The organism is Bittarella massiliensis (ex Durand et al. 2017), from assembly GCF_017566145.1.
Lineage (GTDB): Bacteria > Bacillota > Clostridia > Oscillospirales > Ruminococcaceae > Bittarella > Bittarella massiliensis_A.
Genome location: NZ_JABFCL010000011.1, coordinates 50,240 through 67,049 on the forward strand (window position 1 = coordinate 50,240; position 16,810 = coordinate 67,049).

The 16,810-nt window shown below is 58.5% G+C and carries 14 protein-coding genes and 2 tRNA genes; 13 read left to right on the forward strand and 3 right to left on the reverse strand.

Annotated elements, in window-relative coordinates; all coding sequences use genetic code 11:
• The first annotated feature begins 864 nt into the window (after positions 1 to 864).
• The 10 genes from mnmE to HJY11_RS10705 all read left to right on the forward strand — a co-directional run bounded on the left by mnmE (position 865) and on the right by HJY11_RS10705 (position 10,955).
• Positions 865 to 2,244 carry a tRNA uridine-5-carboxymethylaminomethyl(34) synthesis GTPase MnmE gene (gene mnmE, locus HJY11_RS10660; protein ID WP_208075946.1) on the forward strand — a complete coding sequence of 460 codons (1,380 nt, stop codon included), beginning with the start codon at positions 865 to 867 and terminating at the stop codon, positions 2,242 to 2,244.
• A gap of 63 nt (positions 2,245 to 2,307) precedes the next feature.
• On the forward strand, positions 2,308 to 4,233 hold the full coding sequence (mnmG, locus tag HJY11_RS10665) for a tRNA uridine-5-carboxymethylaminomethyl(34) synthesis enzyme MnmG (RefSeq protein ID WP_208075947.1): 1,926 nt from the start codon (positions 2,308 to 2,310) through the stop codon (positions 4,231 to 4,233).
• A complete protein-coding gene (rsmG, locus tag HJY11_RS10670; protein ID WP_208075948.1) occupies positions 4,226 to 4,936 on the forward strand; it encodes a 16S rRNA (guanine(527)-N(7))-methyltransferase RsmG in 711 nt (236 codons plus the stop codon). Before mnmG ends, rsmG begins: the two co-directional genes overlap by 8 nt.
• Before the next feature lie 197 nt (positions 4,937 to 5,133).
• Entirely contained in the window at positions 5,134 to 5,928 is a 795-nt protein-coding gene (locus tag HJY11_RS10675) for a ParB/RepB/Spo0J family partition protein (RefSeq protein ID WP_368041578.1), read from the forward strand.
• Between the two features lie 302 nt (positions 5,929 to 6,230).
• Positions 6,231 to 7,010 (forward strand): ParA family protein, encoded by a 780-nt coding sequence (locus HJY11_RS10680; protein ID WP_208075971.1) that lies wholly within the window; start codon positions 6,231 to 6,233, stop codon positions 7,008 to 7,010.
• A 2-nt stretch (positions 7,011 to 7,012) separates the two neighbouring features.
• Complete coding sequence (locus tag HJY11_RS10685) at positions 7,013 to 7,864, forward strand: ParB/RepB/Spo0J family partition protein (RefSeq protein WP_208075950.1); 852 nt, start codon at positions 7,013 to 7,015, stop codon at positions 7,862 to 7,864.
• Between the two features lie 34 nt (positions 7,865 to 7,898).
• Entirely contained in the window at positions 7,899 to 8,636 is a 738-nt protein-coding gene (locus HJY11_RS10690; RefSeq protein ID WP_208075951.1) for an acyl-[acyl-carrier-protein] thioesterase, read from the forward strand.
• Positions 8,637 to 8,943: 307 nt separating this feature from the next.
• Positions 8,944 to 10,431: an IMP dehydrogenase gene (guaB, locus tag HJY11_RS10695; protein ID WP_208075952.1), complete on the forward strand. Its 1,488-nt coding sequence runs from the start codon at positions 8,944 to 8,946 to the stop codon at positions 10,429 to 10,431.
• Between the two features lie 368 nt (positions 10,432 to 10,799).
• A tRNA-Met gene (locus HJY11_RS10700) sits at positions 10,800 to 10,876 on the forward strand.
• Between the two features lie 4 nt (positions 10,877 to 10,880).
• Positions 10,881 to 10,955: transfer RNA gene (locus HJY11_RS10705), tRNA-Glu, on the forward strand.
• Positions 10,956 to 11,207: 252 nt separating this feature from the next.
• On the opposite strand, the gene HJY11_RS10710 is transcribed toward HJY11_RS10705, so the two are convergent.
• From HJY11_RS10710 to HJY11_RS10720, 3 genes are all read right to left on the reverse strand, one after another.
• Positions 11,208 to 11,510 (reverse strand): DUF6506 family protein, encoded by a 303-nt coding sequence (locus HJY11_RS10710; RefSeq protein WP_243764435.1) that lies wholly within the window; start codon positions 11,508 to 11,510, stop codon positions 11,208 to 11,210.
• Between the two features lie 142 nt (positions 11,511 to 11,652).
• On the reverse strand, positions 11,653 to 13,131 hold the full coding sequence (locus tag HJY11_RS10715; protein WP_208075953.1) for a PH domain-containing protein: 1,479 nt from the start codon (positions 13,129 to 13,131) through the stop codon (positions 11,653 to 11,655).
• A complete protein-coding gene (locus HJY11_RS10720; RefSeq protein ID WP_243764443.1) occupies positions 13,128 to 13,628 on the reverse strand; it encodes a PH domain-containing protein in 501 nt (166 codons plus the stop codon). The genes HJY11_RS10715 and HJY11_RS10720 overlap by 4 nt, the downstream gene beginning before the upstream one ends.
• A gap of 337 nt (positions 13,629 to 13,965) precedes the next feature.
• On the opposite strand from HJY11_RS10720, the gene HJY11_RS10725 reads away from it, so the two are divergent.
• From HJY11_RS10725 to pstA, 3 genes are all read left to right on the forward strand, one after another.
• Complete coding sequence (locus HJY11_RS10725; protein WP_208075955.1) at positions 13,966 to 14,796, forward strand: phosphate ABC transporter substrate-binding protein; 831 nt, start codon at positions 13,966 to 13,968, stop codon at positions 14,794 to 14,796.
• A gap of 161 nt (positions 14,797 to 14,957) precedes the next feature.
• Positions 14,958 to 15,899, forward strand: a complete 942-nt coding sequence (gene pstC, locus HJY11_RS10730) for a phosphate ABC transporter permease subunit PstC (protein ID WP_208075956.1) — start codon at positions 14,958 to 14,960, stop codon at positions 15,897 to 15,899.
• A complete protein-coding gene (gene pstA, locus HJY11_RS10735; RefSeq protein ID WP_208075957.1) occupies positions 15,896 to 16,762 on the forward strand; it encodes a phosphate ABC transporter permease PstA in 867 nt (288 codons plus the stop codon). The genes pstC and pstA overlap by 4 nt, the downstream gene beginning before the upstream one ends.
• Positions 16,763 to 16,810: the final 48 nt, after the last annotated feature.

A 16,810-nucleotide genomic window follows, 5' to 3' on the forward strand; every position in this document is an offset into this window, starting at 1 on the left:
TTCCACATCTTGCAAAGAAATGTGGAAAACAGGGATCTTCTGTATGGTAGATAGAAAAACAGACAGAAGATAAATGTATAATAAAATGAATATAATACAATTAGTATATACTGGTGGGCGATTTTTGAGCCAATGAGCGATAGCCCTTTCCCACCTTTTGAAAAAAAGAGAAAAGGGTGGGGGACGGCTCTTGTAATTTGCCGGTGCAATCCGTACAATAAAAAATGGATTTCAAGAAACGCCTTGTGTGTCCGCCCTCTGCGCGAAGCGGCGGGAAGATCATTTGGACACCCTGCGGCAGGGCAAACTGCTCGGCGACGGGAGAAGGGGAGACGAGGATGGAAACAAATATCTGTTTGGTACCGGCTGTTTTCTTCACCCCAGATATGGAGAGAACGGCGCAGTATTGCGGCGATATTTTTGGATTGTGGGCAGCGGCCCATCTAACCGTGTAAGAGCTGTACGTCTGCCTTTACCGAGATCAGACGGAGATTTTGTTGACTGGGGCCAATTGGGAGCGGATTTTTCCCCACTGGGAGCGTTGCGAATACGGGGAAGACGCTTGTTTGGCGGTTCGCGATCAAGGGGTGCTGGAAGCGGAGTTTCGAGAAAAGGGGCGCAGATTGTCTGCCCCTTGCAGCTGACTGGCTACAACAAGCGGGAGTTTGTACTGGAAGACATCGACGGCCACTGGCTTGCCTTTGGGGTGAAACAGGGGTAAAGCTAGCGCGGTAAGGCGCAGCGGAACAGCCCGACTTTGGGTGTTGGCAATGTGCCGGGGATGTCGGAATTGCGGGCTGGGTTTTCCACCAACAGATAACTGGCGGTGGAAAACCAGCTGTTCTTTAAAGAGGAGGAAATTTCATGCAAACCACCATTGCCGCCATTGCCACCCCTCTGGGGACCGGAGGGCTGGGGGTGGTGCGGCTGTCGGGACCCCGGGCGTACGAGATTGCGGCCCAGGTCTTTGTCCCCATCAGCGGCAGGGACATTCGCCGCCAAAAGGGGTATACTGCCCTATTGGGCCGGGTGGAGCGCACCCTGCCCAACGGCGGGCGGGAGATGCTCGATCAGGCGGTGGCCCTCTTTTTCCGGAGCCCCAGGAGCTATACTGGGGAGGACGCGGTGGAGCTCTCCTGCCACGGCGGAGTGGCGGTGTTGCAGGAGACCCTGCGAGCCCTACTGGATGCCGGTGCGGAGTTGGCGGGCCCGGGCGAGTTTTCCAAGCGGGCTGTGTTGGCGGGGAAGATGACCCTCACCCAAGCGGAGGGGGTCATGGACCTGATCAACGCCCAGACCAGGCAGGGGGCGGCGGCCGCCCTCTCGGCCATGGACGGCCGCCTCTATCGGCATGCCTCCGCTATCCGCACCGATCTTGTGGATCTGGCGGCCCACCTGGCGGCCTATGTAGACTACCCGGACGAGGACATCCCCCAGCTGAAGGAGGACGTTCTGACCGACCGGTTGCAGCTGGCTGCCGACCAGCTGACCGCCCTTTTGCAGAGTTTCGACACCGGTTCGATGATTCGTGACGGCATTGATACCGCCATTGTAGGCAAGCCAAATGTGGGCAAGTCCACCCTGATGAACCTGTTGGCCGGGTACCAGCGCAGCATCGTCACCCAGATACCGGGCACCACCCGCGACGTGGTAGAGGACCGGGTACGGCTGGGGGAGGTGACCCTCAACCTGGCCGACACAGCCGGCATTCGGGAGACAGAGGACCTGGTGGAACAGCTGGGGGTGCAGCGCTCCCGGGAGAAATTGGAGCGGGCTCAGCTGGTGCTCGCCCTCTTTGACGGCTCGATCCCCCTGGATGAGGAGGACCGGCAGCTCCTTTTGCAGATTGGGGACAAGCCTTGCATCGCCGTCATCAACAAGCAGGACAAGGCCCAGCGGCTGGACGTCGAGGCAGTGCGGGCCCAAATCCCCGACCTGGTGACCATGAGCGCCCGCGAGGAGCGAGGGGTAGAGGAGTTGGAGCAGGCCATTTTGCGCAAGCTGCAACTGGAGAAGATCGACCTGCAAAACGGGCTGCTCATCAATGAGCGGCAGCGGCAGGCCACCAGCCGGGCGGCGGCCCGGGTTGTGGATGGACTGGACGCCCTGCGGGCGGGGATGACCTACGACGCGGTGGCGGTGGAGATCGACGAGGCCATTGCCGCCCTGTCAGAACTCACCGGCGAGAGCGCTGGGGAGCAGGTCATTGACGCGGTGTTTGCAAATTTTTGCGTGGGCAAATAGAGCGGGCTGAATTCCACCGCTTTTTAAGAGATGTGGAAAACAAAAGTGGAGGACGGAAGAGAGATGGGACAAGAGATAAAACGGCTTCGTTTGGGCGAGTACGACGTGGTGGTCATTGGCGCCGGCCACGCCGGAGTAGAGGCGGCGCTGGCTGCCGCCCGGCTGGGGTGTAGGACAGCCCTCTTCACCATCACCCTGGACTTTATCGCCAACATGCCCTGCAACCCCTCCATCGGGGGAACGGCCAAAGGCCACCTGGTGCGGGAGATTGATGCCCTGGGCGGGGAGATGGGCCGCGCTGCCGACGCCACCTTTTTACAGAGCCGGATGCTCAACCGAGGCAAGGGGCCGGCGGTGCACAGCCTGCGGGTACAGTCGGATCGAGCTGCCTACCACGCCTATATGAAACAGGTGGTGGAGCGGCAGGAGAATCTGGATGTCAAACAGGCCGAGATTGTGGAAATCCTCACCGAGGGGGGACGGGTCTCGGGGGTGGTGACCAAACTGGGGGCCGAGTATAGCTGCCAGGCCGCCGTCATTGCCAGCGGCACCTTTTTGAACGCGATGGTCTATGTGGGAGATGCCTCCTACCGCTCGGGTCCTGACGAGACGAGGGGGGCCGACCTCCTCTCCGATTCGCTGCGGCAGTTGGGCATCGGTCTGCGCCGGTTTAAAACCGGCACCCCGGCCCGGGTCAACCGGCGAAGCATCGACTTCTCTAAGCTGGAGCCCCAGGAGGGGGATGAGGAGATTGTCCCCTTTTCCTTTGAGACTGGGGGAGAGCTGCAGAACAAAGCGCTTTGTTACGTGGCCTACACCAACGAGAGGACCCACCAGGTTATTCGGGACAATATCCACCGCTCTCCCCTCTACGGGGGAAAGATCGAAGGGATCGGTCCCCGCTACTGTCCCAGCATCGAGGACAAGGTGATGCGGTTCCCCGACAAGCCCCGCCACCAGATTTTTGTGGAGCCCTGCGGGGAGAATACCGAGGAGTATTATCTGCAGGGGATGAGTTCCTCCCTGCCGGTGGATGTACAGCTGGCCCTTTACCACACCATCGAGGGATTTGAAAAGCTGGAGATCATGCGCAACGCCTATGCCATTGAGTACGACTGCATCGATCCCACCCAGCTGGCCCCCACTCTGGAGTTCAAGGGAGTTCCCGGGCTCTTTGGGGCGGGACAGTTCAACGGCACCTCCGGCTATGAAGAGGCTGCCGCCCAGGGGCTGGTGGCCGGAATCAACGCCGCCCAGGGGGTGCGGGGGAAAGAGCCGCTGGTGCTCGACCGCTCTACCTCCTACATCGGCACCCTCATTGACGACCTGGTCATTAAAGGGGTCACCGACCCTTACCGAATGATGACCTCCCGCAGCGAGTACCGGCTGATTCTGCGCCAGGATAACGCTGACCAGCGGCTGACCCCCATCGGCTACCGGTTGGGACTCTGTTCCCAGGCGCGCTATGATGCCCTGGTGGAGAAAAAACGGGCCATCGACACCGAGTTGACCCGACTGGAGGGGACGACTGTCTCCCCGACAGAAGAGCTCAATGCCCTATTGCGGGAGTTGGGCACTGCCCCGCTGCGCAGCGGGGCAAAGCTCGCCGACCTGTTGCGCCGCCCCCAGGTGGGGTACGACGCCCTGGCCGGGGTGGACAGCCAGAGGCCGCCGCTGCCCCGGCCGGTGACCGAGCAGGTGGAAATTTCCCTGAAGTACGAGGGATATATCCGCCGCCAGCTGGAACAGGTGGAGCAGATGCAGAAGCTCGAGCGCAGACGGTTGCCCGCAGGGATGGACTACGCCGCCATCGGCGGGCTGCGGCTGGAGGCGCGGGAGAAGTTGGCGGCGGTCAGCCCCCAGAATCTGGGGCAGGCTTCCCGCATATCGGGGGTCTCCCCGGCAGACATCTCGGTGCTGCTCATCTGGTTGAGCCAACAGGCGGGCAAAGAGGGGAAGGATGAGAGAAAAGGGGAAAACGATGATTGACAGAGAGAGAATGAGAGCACTGGCGGCTTCTCAGGGAGTCGACTTGAGTGATTTGCAGTTGGAACAGCTGGACCGGTATGCCGTCACATTGGTGGAGGCCAACCAGAAGATGAACCTGACGGCCATTGTCGATCGGCAGGGGATCGAGGAAAAGCACTTTTTAGACAGTTTGCTTCTAGTGCCCCTGTTGCCAGAGGGCTGCAAAAGCCTCATTGACGTGGGGACCGGGGCGGGTTTTCCCGGGGTGGTGACCAAGATCGCCCTTCCTGGGCTTCGCCTCACCCTGCTGGACAGCCTGCAGAAACGGGTGACTTTTTTGGAGGAGCTCTGTACCCACTTGGGTTTTGGCGGGGTGAGCTGTCTGCACGGCCGGGCGGAGGAGAGCGGCCACGACTCTGTGCTGCGGGAGCGCTTTGATGTGGCCACTGCTCGAGCGGTGGCTGATCTGGCGGTACTGGCCGAGTACTGCCTGCCTTTTGTGCGGCTGGGCGGACGGTTTTTTGCCCTGAAAGGGCCTGCCTGTGAGGAGGAGTTGGATCGGGCTGGCTCGGCTATCGCCCTTTTGGGGGGAGAGGTGGCCGGTATTCACCCCCAGATGCTACCTGACGGTAGCCGCCGAAACATAGTAGAGGTCAAAAAAATATCGCAAACTCCGACAAAATACCCCCGGAACGCCGGGAAAATCAAAAAAAATCCGCTTTAAGGGCGGATTTTTTTGTTGCCCATGCGAAGGACGTGTCGATTTTGGAAGATGGAAATGTCTGGAAAATTCATTTCCCGCGTGCTATACTGAAAAAGAAGCAGGACAAGCTGTATTTTTACAGGATGCCGCCTTTTTTGAGAAAAGCGGTGAAGTGGGAGGAGACAACAATGGCATCTCTTTTTTCAAAAAGCAGGGTTGTGGGAAAGGTTGTAGATCTGCCCATTGAGGAGATTCGGGCCAATCCCGCCCAGCCCCGCATGGAGTTTGACGCCTATGAGCTCATTGGCCTTTCGGAGAGCATTCGCCAAAACGGACTGTTGCAGCCCATTACAGTGCGCAAGCTGGAGGAGGGGGGATATGAGCTTATCTCTGGGGAGAGACGGCTGCGCGCTTCCAAGCTGGCCCGGTTTTCCACCATTCACGCCATCGTTGTGGAATCCAGCGAGGAACAGTCGGCGGTATTTGCCCTGTTGGAAAACATCCAGCGACAGGACCTGAACTGCTTTGAGCAGGCGCGGGGGATCAAAAAGCTGATGGAGTGCTGGCATGTCACCCAAGAAGAGGCGGCCCGGCGTTTGGGAATTGCCCAATCCACCCTGGCCAATAAGTTGCGGCTACTGGGTTTGGACAGAGAAGTGCAGGACTGCATTGTCTCTCAAAAATTGAGCGAGCGCCATGCCCGCGCCCTGTTGCAGGTGGGGAGGGAAAAACGTCTTTCGGTGGCTCAGCTGGTGGCACAGCGCCACTACAGTGTGGCACAGACAGAGGACTACATTGCCCGGATGGCGGCAGAGGACGCCGCCACCTCTGCCAGGCAGAGAAACCGCTTTATTGTCAAGGATGTGCGCATCTTTCTCAACACGGTGGACAAGGCCATTGATTTGATGAAACAGGCCGGGGTTGACGCCCAGGCGAGCACGGTGAAGGGGGAGGAGTACATTGAGTACAACATTCGAATTCCCCTGAGAAAAAGGGAAAAGGAGAGCGCCTAGGTCTGCTCAGGAAGAGGCCGTTTTGGGAAGGACGGTTGTGCCTGGCAAACAAAAAGACCGACGTGCTCCTTTTGATAGAGCGCCTTCGGGCGCGAGAAGGGAAAAGAAAGGCCGTTTGGCCTTTCTTTTTTGCAGTTTTAGTGAGGAGAAGATGTTTCACGTGAAACATTAAAAGCAGTTTTGTTTCACGTGAAACATTTCAAAACAGGGAAAAAGGGGGGAAGGGTTTTTTTGAAGGAGGAGCTGTGTTATAATGGTTACAGACTTTGTTGCTACAAGATTGAAGGAGGAGGCGGATGTCCTTGGGAAAAACCATTGCCATTGCCAACCAAAAGGGCGGGGTGGGGAAGACCACCACTGCCGTCAATTTGGCGGCCAGCCTGGGAGAACTGGGAAAGCGGGTGCTTTTGGTGGACATTGATCCCCAGGGAAACGCCACCAGCGGCTTGGGGGTCAACAAACGCGCCAGCGAGCAGACTACCTATGAGTTGATGACTGGTGACGCCTCCTTTGACCAGGTTGTGGTGCACAGTGCCTTTCAAAACGTGGATCTACTGCCCTCCAGCATCCAACTGGCTGGAGCGGAGATCGAATTGGTGGAGATGGCAGACCGCCAAAACCGACTCAAAAAGACCATTGCTGAGGGGAAAGAGCGGTATGACTATCTGCTCATTGATAGCCCCCCCTCTCTGGGGCTCATTACTCTCAACGGGTTGGTGGCGGCAGACACCATTCTGATTCCCATTCAGTGCGAGTACTATGCACTGGAGGGGCTCTCCCAGCTGATGAACACGGTGCGGCAGGTCAAGCGGCTCTATAATCCCCTCCTTGAGGTGGAGGGCGTTGTGTTGACCATGTACGACAGCCGCCTCAATTTGACGGTGCAGGTGGTAGAAGAAGTCAAGCGCTACTTTGGCGCCAAGGTGTACGCGACAGCGGTTCCCCGCAATGTGCGCCTTTCCGAGGCGCCGAGTTTTGGACAGCCTGCCCTTTACTACGACAGGGGCTCCCGGGGAGCCAAGAGTTATCTGGAACTGGCGGAGGAGTTTCTCCGTCGAAATGGCGACAAGGCGGTGATTTAGAGATGGCGACCAAGAAGAGAGGGCTGGGAAAGGGACTTGACGCCCTGTTTGTGGACAACGCAGTGGAGAGTGAAAGCCGGATCAACACCCTGCCCATTGCTGAGGTGGAACCCAACAGGGACCAGCCCCGCAAGGAATTCGACCAGGAGGCCCTAGAGGAGCTGGCCGCCTCCATTGCCGAACACGGGGTGCTACAGCCCATTTTGGTGCGCCCAGTGTCCGGCGGATACCAGATCGTAGCTGGCGAACGCCGCTGGCGGGCCGCGAGGTTGGCGGGATTGGTGGAAATCCCCGCTGTCATCAAAGAGATGACCGACCAGGAGGTTGGGCAGGCCGCACTGGTGGAAAATTTGCAGCGGGAAGACTTGAACCCCGTGGAAGAGGCGCTGGGCTATCATCAATTGATGGAGCAGTTTGGTATGACCCAGGACCAGGTGGCCAAAAAGGTATCTAAATCCCGGCCGGCGGTGGCCAATGCCGTGCGGCTGCTGGGCCTGCCGGAAACGGTGCTGGCCTTTTTGCGGGCGGGCAGTCTCACAGCGGGACACGCCAAAGCACTGCTCTCCCTCAAGGAGGAGGAATGGGTGATTCCCGCCGCCCAGATGATGGTGGAAAAGCACCTTTCGGTGCGGGAGGCCGAGCGGTACTGCAAGCGCCTCAATGCAGCCCCCAAAGAGGAGAAGGTGGTTTTGCCCACCGAGCCCATCTTCAAAGAGGTGGAGTTGAGCCTTACCGAAGTATTGGGCCGGCGGGTCCGGGTGATCACCGACGGCACCAAGGGAAAGCTGGAGATCGAATATTTTTCAAAAGACGATTTGATGCGGCTGGCCAGCGTTTTTAACGAGAAAATTTAGATATTGCCGGCGAGAGAAAAAGGGGTGAAGGTGTTTGTACACACAGCGGCTTTTGGTGCCAGAACACCAGGCGGGTGCGTCGGGAGAGATGAGCCTGGGTTATATGATGCGCAACGTGCAGGAGGTAGCGACCAACCACTTTGCCAGTCAGAACGGCCTGCCATGTGACGACAAAGGCAGTTGGAAGGTAGCCTTTTTCATCGCCAACTGCCATCTGCAGATCACCCGCCCACCGCGGGTGGGGGAGGAAATCGCAGTGAGCACCTTCCTGCGCCGGGTGAGCGGCGCTTTCTTTGAGCGGGATACCGAAATCTGCTCTGCCCAGGGGGATATTCTGGTGCAGAGTTGCAGCAACTGGTTTTTGCTTGATCGGCAGAGCCTGTCGGTGCTCAAACCCAGTGAGTGCCCCTACCAAAATGAGATGGAGGAACGGGATTTTCCCGTCACCTCCCAACGGCGGCTCCGCTTCTCCCCTGATGCGCTTCGGTGGGCGGGTGAGCGGACAATTCGCTACACCATGATCGACGCCAATGGACACACCAACAACGCCGTCTACGGGGACCTGGCGATGGACACTTGTTGGAAAATTTTGGGCGGCCATCAACCCAGAGGGGCGCAGTTTGTCTTTAACCACCAGGCCAAGTTGGGGGACCGGCTTCAGCTGTTTTTCGCAGAGGAGGAGAGAAGCACACTGCTAGTGGGAAAAATTGGGATCGATCGGGAGGCACCAGACAGCAAGAGCGCCTGTTTTGTCTGTGCGCTAGAACAATAAAGAGGGGTGGGGAAAGGGGACTTTCCCCGCCCCTTTTGACGCCCTGAAACGCCACCGGTACACCTGCTTTGGAAAGCGGTTTCCAAAACGGGGGAGAAGGCAGGAGGGGGATGCAGGGAATGGGGGAAGGGAATCGCGTTTTTCTATTCTGTTTGCCCAAAAAAACGAAAAAAGGAGGGGGCAAAATGTCCGCCCTCCTTCATTGCATAAGGCTATGCAAAATGATACAATAGGTATCAAATCAGACGATGTCACCAGGGGGGGCCGCCCCGTCGGTCTCCAGGACAACAAGGGGAGAGGAGAACATATGGGTATTTTTGACGAGTTGGATTACGGCTACAAGTTTGCGAGAGAGGGCCTGACCTTCGACGACGTGCTGCTGGTTCCCGCCAAGAGCGAGGTCCTTCCGGCAGATGTGAGCACCGCCACCGTATTGGCGGGGGACATTCGGCTCAACACCCCCTTCCTTACCGCCGCCATGGATACCGTCACCGAGTCGGCCATGGCCATCGCCATCGCCAGAGAGGGCGGCATCGGCTTTATCCACAAGAACATGACCATTGAGCGCCAGGCCGAAGAGGTCGACAAGGTCAAGAGAAGCGAAAACGGCGTCATTGTCAATCCCTTCTATCTCTCCCCCGACAATCTGGTGGCCGAGGCGGATGCCCTCATGGGCAAGTATAAAATTTCTGGAGTGCCCATCTGTGAAGGGCAAAAACTGGTGGGGATCATCACCAACCGCGACCTGAAGTTTCTCGACAACTTCAATGTCCCCATCCGCAATGTGATGACCAAGGAGGGGTTGGTGGTGGCTCCGGTGGGAACCACCATTGACCAGGCCAAAGAGATTCTCTGGAAAAACAAGATTGAAAAGCTCCCCATCGTCGACGAGAAGGGCAACCTGAAGGGCCTCATCACCATCAAGGATATTGAGAAGGCGGTTCAGTACCCCAACTCCGCCCGCGACAAGAAGAGCCGTCTCCTCTGCGGCGCAGCCATCGGCGTCACCCAGAACATCCTCGATCGAGCCCGTGCCCTGGTTGAGGCAGAGGTGGACGTGCTGGTACTCGACTCGGCTCACGGTCACTCCCGCGGCATTATGAGCTGCATTGAAAAGGTGAAAAACGCCTTCCCCGACGTGCCGCTGATCGCCGGCAACATCGCCACTGCCGCCGCCGCCAAAGATCTGATCGAGGCGGGTGCCGACGCCCTGAAGGTGGGAATCGGCCCCGGCTCCATCTGCACCACCCGGGTGGTTGCGGGCATCGGCGTGCCCCAACTCACCGCCATCTTTGATGTGGCCCAGGTGGCCGCCCGCAAGGGGATCCCGGTCATTGCCGACGGCGGTATCAAGTACTCGGGCGACATTGTCAAGGCCCTGGCTGCCGGCGCCAACACCGTGATGATGGGTTCGCTGCTGGCCGGATGCGATGAGTCTCCCAGCGACAGCGAGATCTACCAGGGCAGAAAGTTCAAGGTTTACCGCGGTATGGGCAGCGTGGGCGCAATGTCCGGCGCCCAGGGCAGCCGGGACCGCTACTTCCAGGAGAACAACAAAAAGCTGGTGCCAGAAGGGGTCGAGGGCCGGGTCCCCTATAAGGGATCGGTATCCGACACCATCTACCAGATGCTGGGTGGGTTGAAAGCCGGTATGGGTTACTGCGGTGCCGCCACCATCGACGATCTGCGCAAGTATGCCCAGTTCATCAAAATTTCCGGGGCTGGCCTTCGGGAGAGCCATCCCCACGACATCTACATCACCAAAGAGTCCCCCAACTACTCCACCAACGAATAGGTAAGGGAGAGCAGCAGCGCCACAGGAAAAAACTGTGGCGCTGCTTTTTGTTTCTCTACCCTTTTTGTGGAGAGGAAATCCCCAAAGAAGGAGAAAGGCGATATAGCATTTAGGCAGTTTTCAAAAGAAGAAATCCAAATGGGAGGGGAAAAACCAATTTTGAGTATATTGTTTATGAATAATACAAATAGTATTGAATGTTCTGGGAGAATAAAGAGCTTTTTGAGGGAAACAATAAGAGAGCCGCCAATGAAGTAAAAACAGGGGAAGAGTTTGACAAAAGGTGTTGACAAACACCCCTATTTGACGTATAATTTATAACGTTCTCTTGTGGTACCGCTTTCGGCGGTTCTGACCAGATTACATGTGGCGGTATAGCTCAGTTGGCTAGAGCATGCGGTTCATACCCGCAGTGTCATTGGTTCGAATCCAATTACCGCTACCAATTTGGCCCGATGGTCAAGAGGTTAAGACACCGCCCTTTCACGGCGGTATCGGGGGTTCAATTCCCCCTCGGGTCACCATGCACCATTGGGGCAGCCGCTGCACAGATTTTGTGCAGCGGTTTTTTCTGCCCTGTAAAGAGAGAAGAGGCCGGGTTTTCCACAGACACAGAGTTGTGTGTGGAAAACCCGGCCTCTTTTTGCAGAAACCATGGGGAAAAGAAAGGAGAAAGGTATTTGGATAGAAGATGTGGGAAGGCGGTGCAATGTTAACGGAGAAAGAGCAGCCATCTGGCTTTGCCGGACACCGGTAAATGGCTGGCCACTCCTCTTTTAACCAAAAAGGGCGGCGAATTTCTCGTCCTGGCTGGGATCGTGCACCACATAGCCCACCGCGACTTTGTCACCAGCGGCCTGGGCGACAGCAGCCGCCCCCTCAGGTCCAAATGCGCCGCACACCTCGATCAGCTCGATTCCCTCGGCGGCCAGCTTTTTGGCCTCCTCACAGGCGGCTTCCAGGCTGGGTACCCCGATGGTGGAGACCAGGTTGCCGGTGCTCTCAAAATAGGAGCGGTGGCGGGCGGGCTCGAACTCAGAGCCCATGATGAGAAAAGCGAAATGCAGGGGATGATCCATTGTCATGTCCTCCTTAAAAATGGGGTTGGGAGAGACCGCGCCCAAGAACGGGACCCTCCTCAATAAAGCTGCAAAGCAGTCCTATGGGTAATATGAAATTCAACAATTCCACAGAGCTATAAACATAAGGGAATATAAAAGCTCAATTATACTTATTGAAGAGATGGGAGAGGCTAAAAGAGTGGCCTTTTTCGGGGTTTAGCCCGAAGAGGGCGCAGACCTCGCGGCGGGGGAGATTCTTCAGGTGGTGACGGGTGACCCCCTCGCCGTAGGTGTAGAGGAAGAGGTCACAGGCGTCGTCCCCCATCTGCAGGATGCTCTGCCGGCAGCAGACATCGCAGATCTTGTCCCGGTGGACCACCACGGTGTGGAGGGTGAACCCCTGGGAGTAGCGCAGGGTGAAGTAGCCGTTTTTCTCGGAGATGCCGGTGGTGCAAAAGTCGCAGATGCGCACCCCCAGAAACCAGAAGATGGGAACCAGGGACATGAGAGTGACAAAGGAGATCAGGTCGTGCCAACTGGGCAGCAGCCAACCGGTGACAAAGTAGAAGACAGGGACGGCCACCAAAAAGCCCAGGGGGTCGATGATGAACTTGAAGATGGAGAGCAAGTTGGGCTTGATGGTGCGAGGGGTGACCACAAATTCGGGTACCAGCCGTTCGAGGTAACCAAAGAGGGTACTCTTTCGCGCCGAGGGGATGAGCACCGGCAGCAGCCCATCGCTCTTGCCGTAGCCCGCGCACTTGATATAGACCGAATAGAATTGGGCAATGCGGGTAAAGAGGGTTTGGCGGATGTCGATGAAGTGAATCTTGTCAATGGCAACCGTGTACTCTCTGCCCACCAGAACTCCGCCAGTGATGAAGAGCCGGTGCTGGGAACGGGTGATGCAGAAGTTGTAGTAGCGGGTTAGATTTCGCAGAAAGCTGACCCCCCAGCCGATGGCCAGCAGGGTGGCGATAAAGAGGGCCACCGGGGGGATTCCCACCGCCACCAGTTGGGCCACATGGGCCAGGGTGCCGTAGAGCACGTCGGCGATCTGCTGGCCGAGGATGTCGCCCAGCTTGGAGATAAAGGTGGAGCAAAACAGCACCCCGGCAAAGTAGTTGGTGGTGATGAGGGAGAGGATGACCACGTAGAAGTTGCGGCACATGAAGATCTGCCGGTGGCTCACGTCCTCTAGCCGCTGGCGAACGCCGGTTGCCCCCAACAACTCCACAGCAGCCCGCTTTTTAAGGGTGAGAGTGGCGTCGTGGGAGCGGGCGGAACCGGCGTCGGTATCCAGCCGCAGGTTGACCGCACCGAAGGGTTTGTACCAAAAGGGTTCCTCCAGGTAGAGGGAGGTCAGCCGGGAAAAGGGGAGGGAGACGGTGTGCTTGGCAAAGATTCCCTCGCTGATGTGAATGGCCTCAGGGGTGAAGTAGTAGTAGATGCAGTACCAGCGCAGCACCGCCATCCCAATGATGGCGCAGAGGGCCAGAATATCCACCCAAGCGCCCGATAGCCACTCAGAAAAAGAGGCGCCAAAGGAGAGGGCACCGCGGGCCAGGGGGATGATGAGAAGGAAGAGAAAGCTGCCCATGTTTTGGAGGATGGTAATGGGATGGGTGTGGTGTTTCAAATGTCTCCCTCCTTGCCGCTGGCCAGGCCGCCGCTGTCCCCGCCGGGGGCAGGGGAGAGGAGGCTGGCCAGCATGGCCGCCTTGGCTGAGGGGATGTTGCAGACATAGGTGCGGGTACCGGCGGTGCAGACGCAGAGGGTGGCCACCCCAAAGAGGTATTGCAGAGGAGAGCGGGTCACCGATACCAGCTGAATGAGGGGGAGGCGGATGTGATGAAAGCGGGTGTAGATCACCCCACTGGCCACGTAGAGGGAGTTCCCCTCCAACTTGTAGCGGTGTTTCCAGTACTTAATGGGAAAATAGAGCAGCCACAGCAGGGCAAAAGAGACGGCCCAAACCCAGACAGCGACACGGTAGAGCAGACCGTCCGGGGAGAGGAATAGATGCACCAGCACCATATAGACAAAGCCCAGCAGCAGGATGCGGATGTAGTAGATGAGCAGAGAGGAGAGAGACGGGCGCTCATAGCCCGAAGGGACTCTCTCTTTGGGGGGCATTTTCTTCACGTGGCACCTCTTTTCCCAGTGGCGGCAACGCCGTTTTATATTGTATTAGTTTACCACATTTTCTCCCCTTTATCAAAGCGAAGGAGGGCGAGGAGGGCCGGACGAACGGCCCTTTCTCGCCCTCCCCGGCAGGGCCAAACAGCGAGGGCGGCGCATGGTGCCGGTCAAGGAGGGGTAAACTGGCGGTGACGGGAGAGGAGGGGGGCGGCTGCTTTACCCGGCTTTTACAAACCCTTTACCCAAACGGGGTGTTGGCCGCCCCCGCGCCGATTTACAATAGAGCCGTAGAAAGAAATCAGACATGACGCGAGAAGTGAGGAGAGAGACCATGAAAAAAATCGTTGCGCTGTTGGCGGTGGCCGCCATCGCCCTGACTGCTTTTGCCGGGTGTGGCAGTGACGCCGGCGACCAGGGCGGCAACTCCACAGACAGTACCCCCAAGACCATTAAAATGTCCGGCTCCACCTCGATGGAGGAGTTGGCCAAGGGATTTTCGGAGGCCTATGGTGAGAAGGCCGGCACCACCATCACCGTTGAGGTGGGAGGTTCCTCCGTCGGCTTTAAGAATGTGGCGGAGGGCGTTTCCGACATCGGCAACGTCTCCCGTGAACTCAAGGACGACGAGAAGGCCAAGGGCCTGACCGAGACGGTGGTGGCCATCGACGGCATCGCTGTTATCGCCAATGCCCAGAACAAGGTCGAAGACCTGACCGCCGACCAGCTGAAAAAAATCTTCACCGGCGAGATCACCAACTGGAAAGAGGTGGGCGGTGAGGACGCAGCCATTGTGGTGATGGGCCGCGAGGCCGGTTCCGGCACCCGGGGCGCTTTTGAAGAGCTGCTGGGCATTGAAGACGCCTGCAAGTACGCCGAGGAGCTCAACGAGACCGGCGCGGTCAAAACCAAGGTGTCCTCCACCGCCGGCGCCATCGGCTACGTGTCCATGTCCGCCCTGGACGACACCGTCAAGGGGTTGAAGATCGACGGGGTCGAGCCCACCGAGGAGAATGCCAAGTCCGGCAGTTACTCCCTCAAACGCCCCTTTGTAATGGTGTCCAGCCCCGATGCCTCGCAGGCCACCAAAGACTTTTTGGCCTGGGCCGTCAGCGATGAGGGCCAGGAGATCGTCACCCATCTGAAGTTGATCTCCATCAAGTAGGGTTTCCCAAACCACTTCAAGGGTTTGACAGCCACAATCCCATAGCCCCTCCAAATGCAGAATGCGGACTCGCCCGGCAACTGCCCGTGGCACAGAGGTCCGTATTTTGCGGTTGAAAAGGAGCGGGTGGCGACACGTGATACGGCAAAGGAGAAAGAGCGATGGCGAGCGCAAAAACCAGCCGGCCGGAAAGAGCGGCGGCCTCGTTGACCGGACACAGGGCAATCAGACAGCGGGCGACCGAGTCGCTGATGAGTGGCATTTTTAAGGTGTGCGGCTGCCTGTCGGTGGTGGCGGTGGTTCTGATCACCGTCTACATGGTGGCGCTGGGGGCGCCCGGCATCGGCAAGATCGGGGTGGGTGAGTTCCTCTTTGGCACCGAGTGGTTTCCCACCGCCACCACCAAAGATCCCTCTTTTGGCATCCTCCCCATGATCCTCTCCTCCATACTGGCCACCGGGGGGGCGGTGCTCATCGGGGTGCCCATCGGGCTGTTCACCGCCATCTACCTGGCGGAGTTTGCCCAGGGAAAAACGGCCTCGGTGCTGCGGGCCATGGTGAGTCTGCTGGCCGGTATCCCCTCGGTGGTCTACGGCCTAGTGGGGATGATCGTGGTGGTGCCGGCGGTGGCTAAAGTCTTTGGCCTGCCCTCCGGCTCCTCCCTCTTTTCGGCCATTCTGGTGTTGGCGGTGATGATTTTGCCCACCATCGTCTCCATCAGTGAAAATGCCCTGCGCGCGGTCCCCAGGGAGTACCGAGAGGCATCCCTCGCCATGGGTACCACCCGGGTGCGCACCATCTTTAAGGTGGTGCTGCCGGCAGCGAAATCGGGAGTCGCGGCGGGAATTGTCCTGGGGATCGGCCGGGCCGTGGGCGAAACCATGGCGGTGATCATGGTGGCGGGAAACGCCGTCAACATGCCCGCCCTCTTTCAGAGCGTGCGACTGTTGACCACCGGCATCGCCATGGAGATGGGGTATGCCGGCGGCCTGCACCGGGAGGCGCTCTTCGGTATTGGGCTGGTGCTGTTTGTCTTTATTATGGCGATCAACATTGTCCTCAACCGCATCATTAAAGCAGACAGCAAGGAGGAGCAGCGATGAGAGACCTGACTAGGCGCCGGCGCCGCGTCGGCGAGCACCTCCTCCAGGGGGTCATCTACCTCTGCGCCTTCGCCACTGTGGCTCTGGTGGTGGCAATGGTGGGCTATATCTTCGCACGGGGCCTCCCCGCCGTCAGTTGGGAGTTTCTCACCTCCTCCCCCAGCGTCCTCAAGGGGACCATCGGCATCCTCCCCAACATCGTCAACACCCTGTTGATGATCGCCGCCAGCCTACTTCTCTCGGTGCCGGTGGGCATTGGCGCGGCGATCTACCTCAACGAGTACGCCCGGGGCGGCCGGGTGGTGCGCCTCATCGAGTTCACGGTGGAGACCCTGGCCGGCATTCCCTCCATCATCTACGGTCTCTTCGGCCTGATGTTCTTTGTCACGGTGCTCAAACTGCAGACCTCCATCATCGCCGGCGCCCTCACCCTGATGATCATGCTGCTGCCCACCGTCATCCGCACCACGCAGGAGGCGCTCAAGGCGGTGCCCGACAGCTTTCGGGAGGGGGCCATCGGCCTGGGGGCCACCAAGTGGCACACCATCAAAACCATTTTGCTGCCCACAGCCAAAGCCGGCATCATCAGCTCCATCATCTTGAGCGTGGGGCGGATCGTGGGGGAGTCGGCGGCCCTGATCTTTACCGCTGGCATTGGCGACAAGCTCACCGGCGGGCTCTTCAGCCAGTTGGCATCCTCCGGCGGCACCCTCACCGTGGCCCTTTACACCTATGCCATGGGGCGGGGGGAGAGTGCCGACCTGGCTTTCGCCATCGCATCGATTCTGGTTTTGCTGGTCCTTGCCATCAACGTCCTCACCATGGTTTTGGGCGGCGCGGGCAAAAGGGAGAAAAAGAGTTGACGGGAGCGGCCCCGCTGGGGGACAGAAAGACGTTTGGACCGGGACGCC

Coding starts and splice junctions, on each gene's coding strand:
- HJY11_RS10710 (WP_243764435.1), bottom strand. CDS start 11,510: ATGGATCATCCCCTGCATTTCGCTTTTCTCATCATGGGCTCTGAGTTC.
- HJY11_RS10685 (WP_208075950.1), top strand. CDS start 7,013: ATGGCGACCAAGAAGAGAGGGCTGGGAAAGGGACTTGACGCCCTGTTT.
- HJY11_RS10725 (WP_208075955.1), top strand. CDS start 13,966: ATGAAAAAAATCGTTGCGCTGTTGGCGGTGGCCGCCATCGCCCTGACT.
- HJY11_RS10720 (WP_243764443.1), bottom strand. CDS start 13,628: ATGCCCCCCAAAGAGAGAGTCCCTTCGGGCTATGAGCGCCCGTCTCTC.
- mnmG (WP_208075947.1), top strand. CDS start 2,308: ATGGGACAAGAGATAAAACGGCTTCGTTTGGGCGAGTACGACGTGGTG.
- rsmG (WP_208075948.1), top strand. CDS start 4,226: ATGATTGACAGAGAGAGAATGAGAGCACTGGCGGCTTCTCAGGGAGTC.
- guaB (WP_208075952.1), top strand. CDS start 8,944: ATGGGTATTTTTGACGAGTTGGATTACGGCTACAAGTTTGCGAGAGAG.
- pstA (WP_208075957.1), top strand. CDS start 15,896: ATGAGAGACCTGACTAGGCGCCGGCGCCGCGTCGGCGAGCACCTCCTC.
- mnmE (WP_208075946.1), top strand. CDS start 865: ATGCAAACCACCATTGCCGCCATTGCCACCCCTCTGGGGACCGGAGGG.
- pstC (WP_208075956.1), top strand. CDS start 14,958: ATGGCGAGCGCAAAAACCAGCCGGCCGGAAAGAGCGGCGGCCTCGTTG.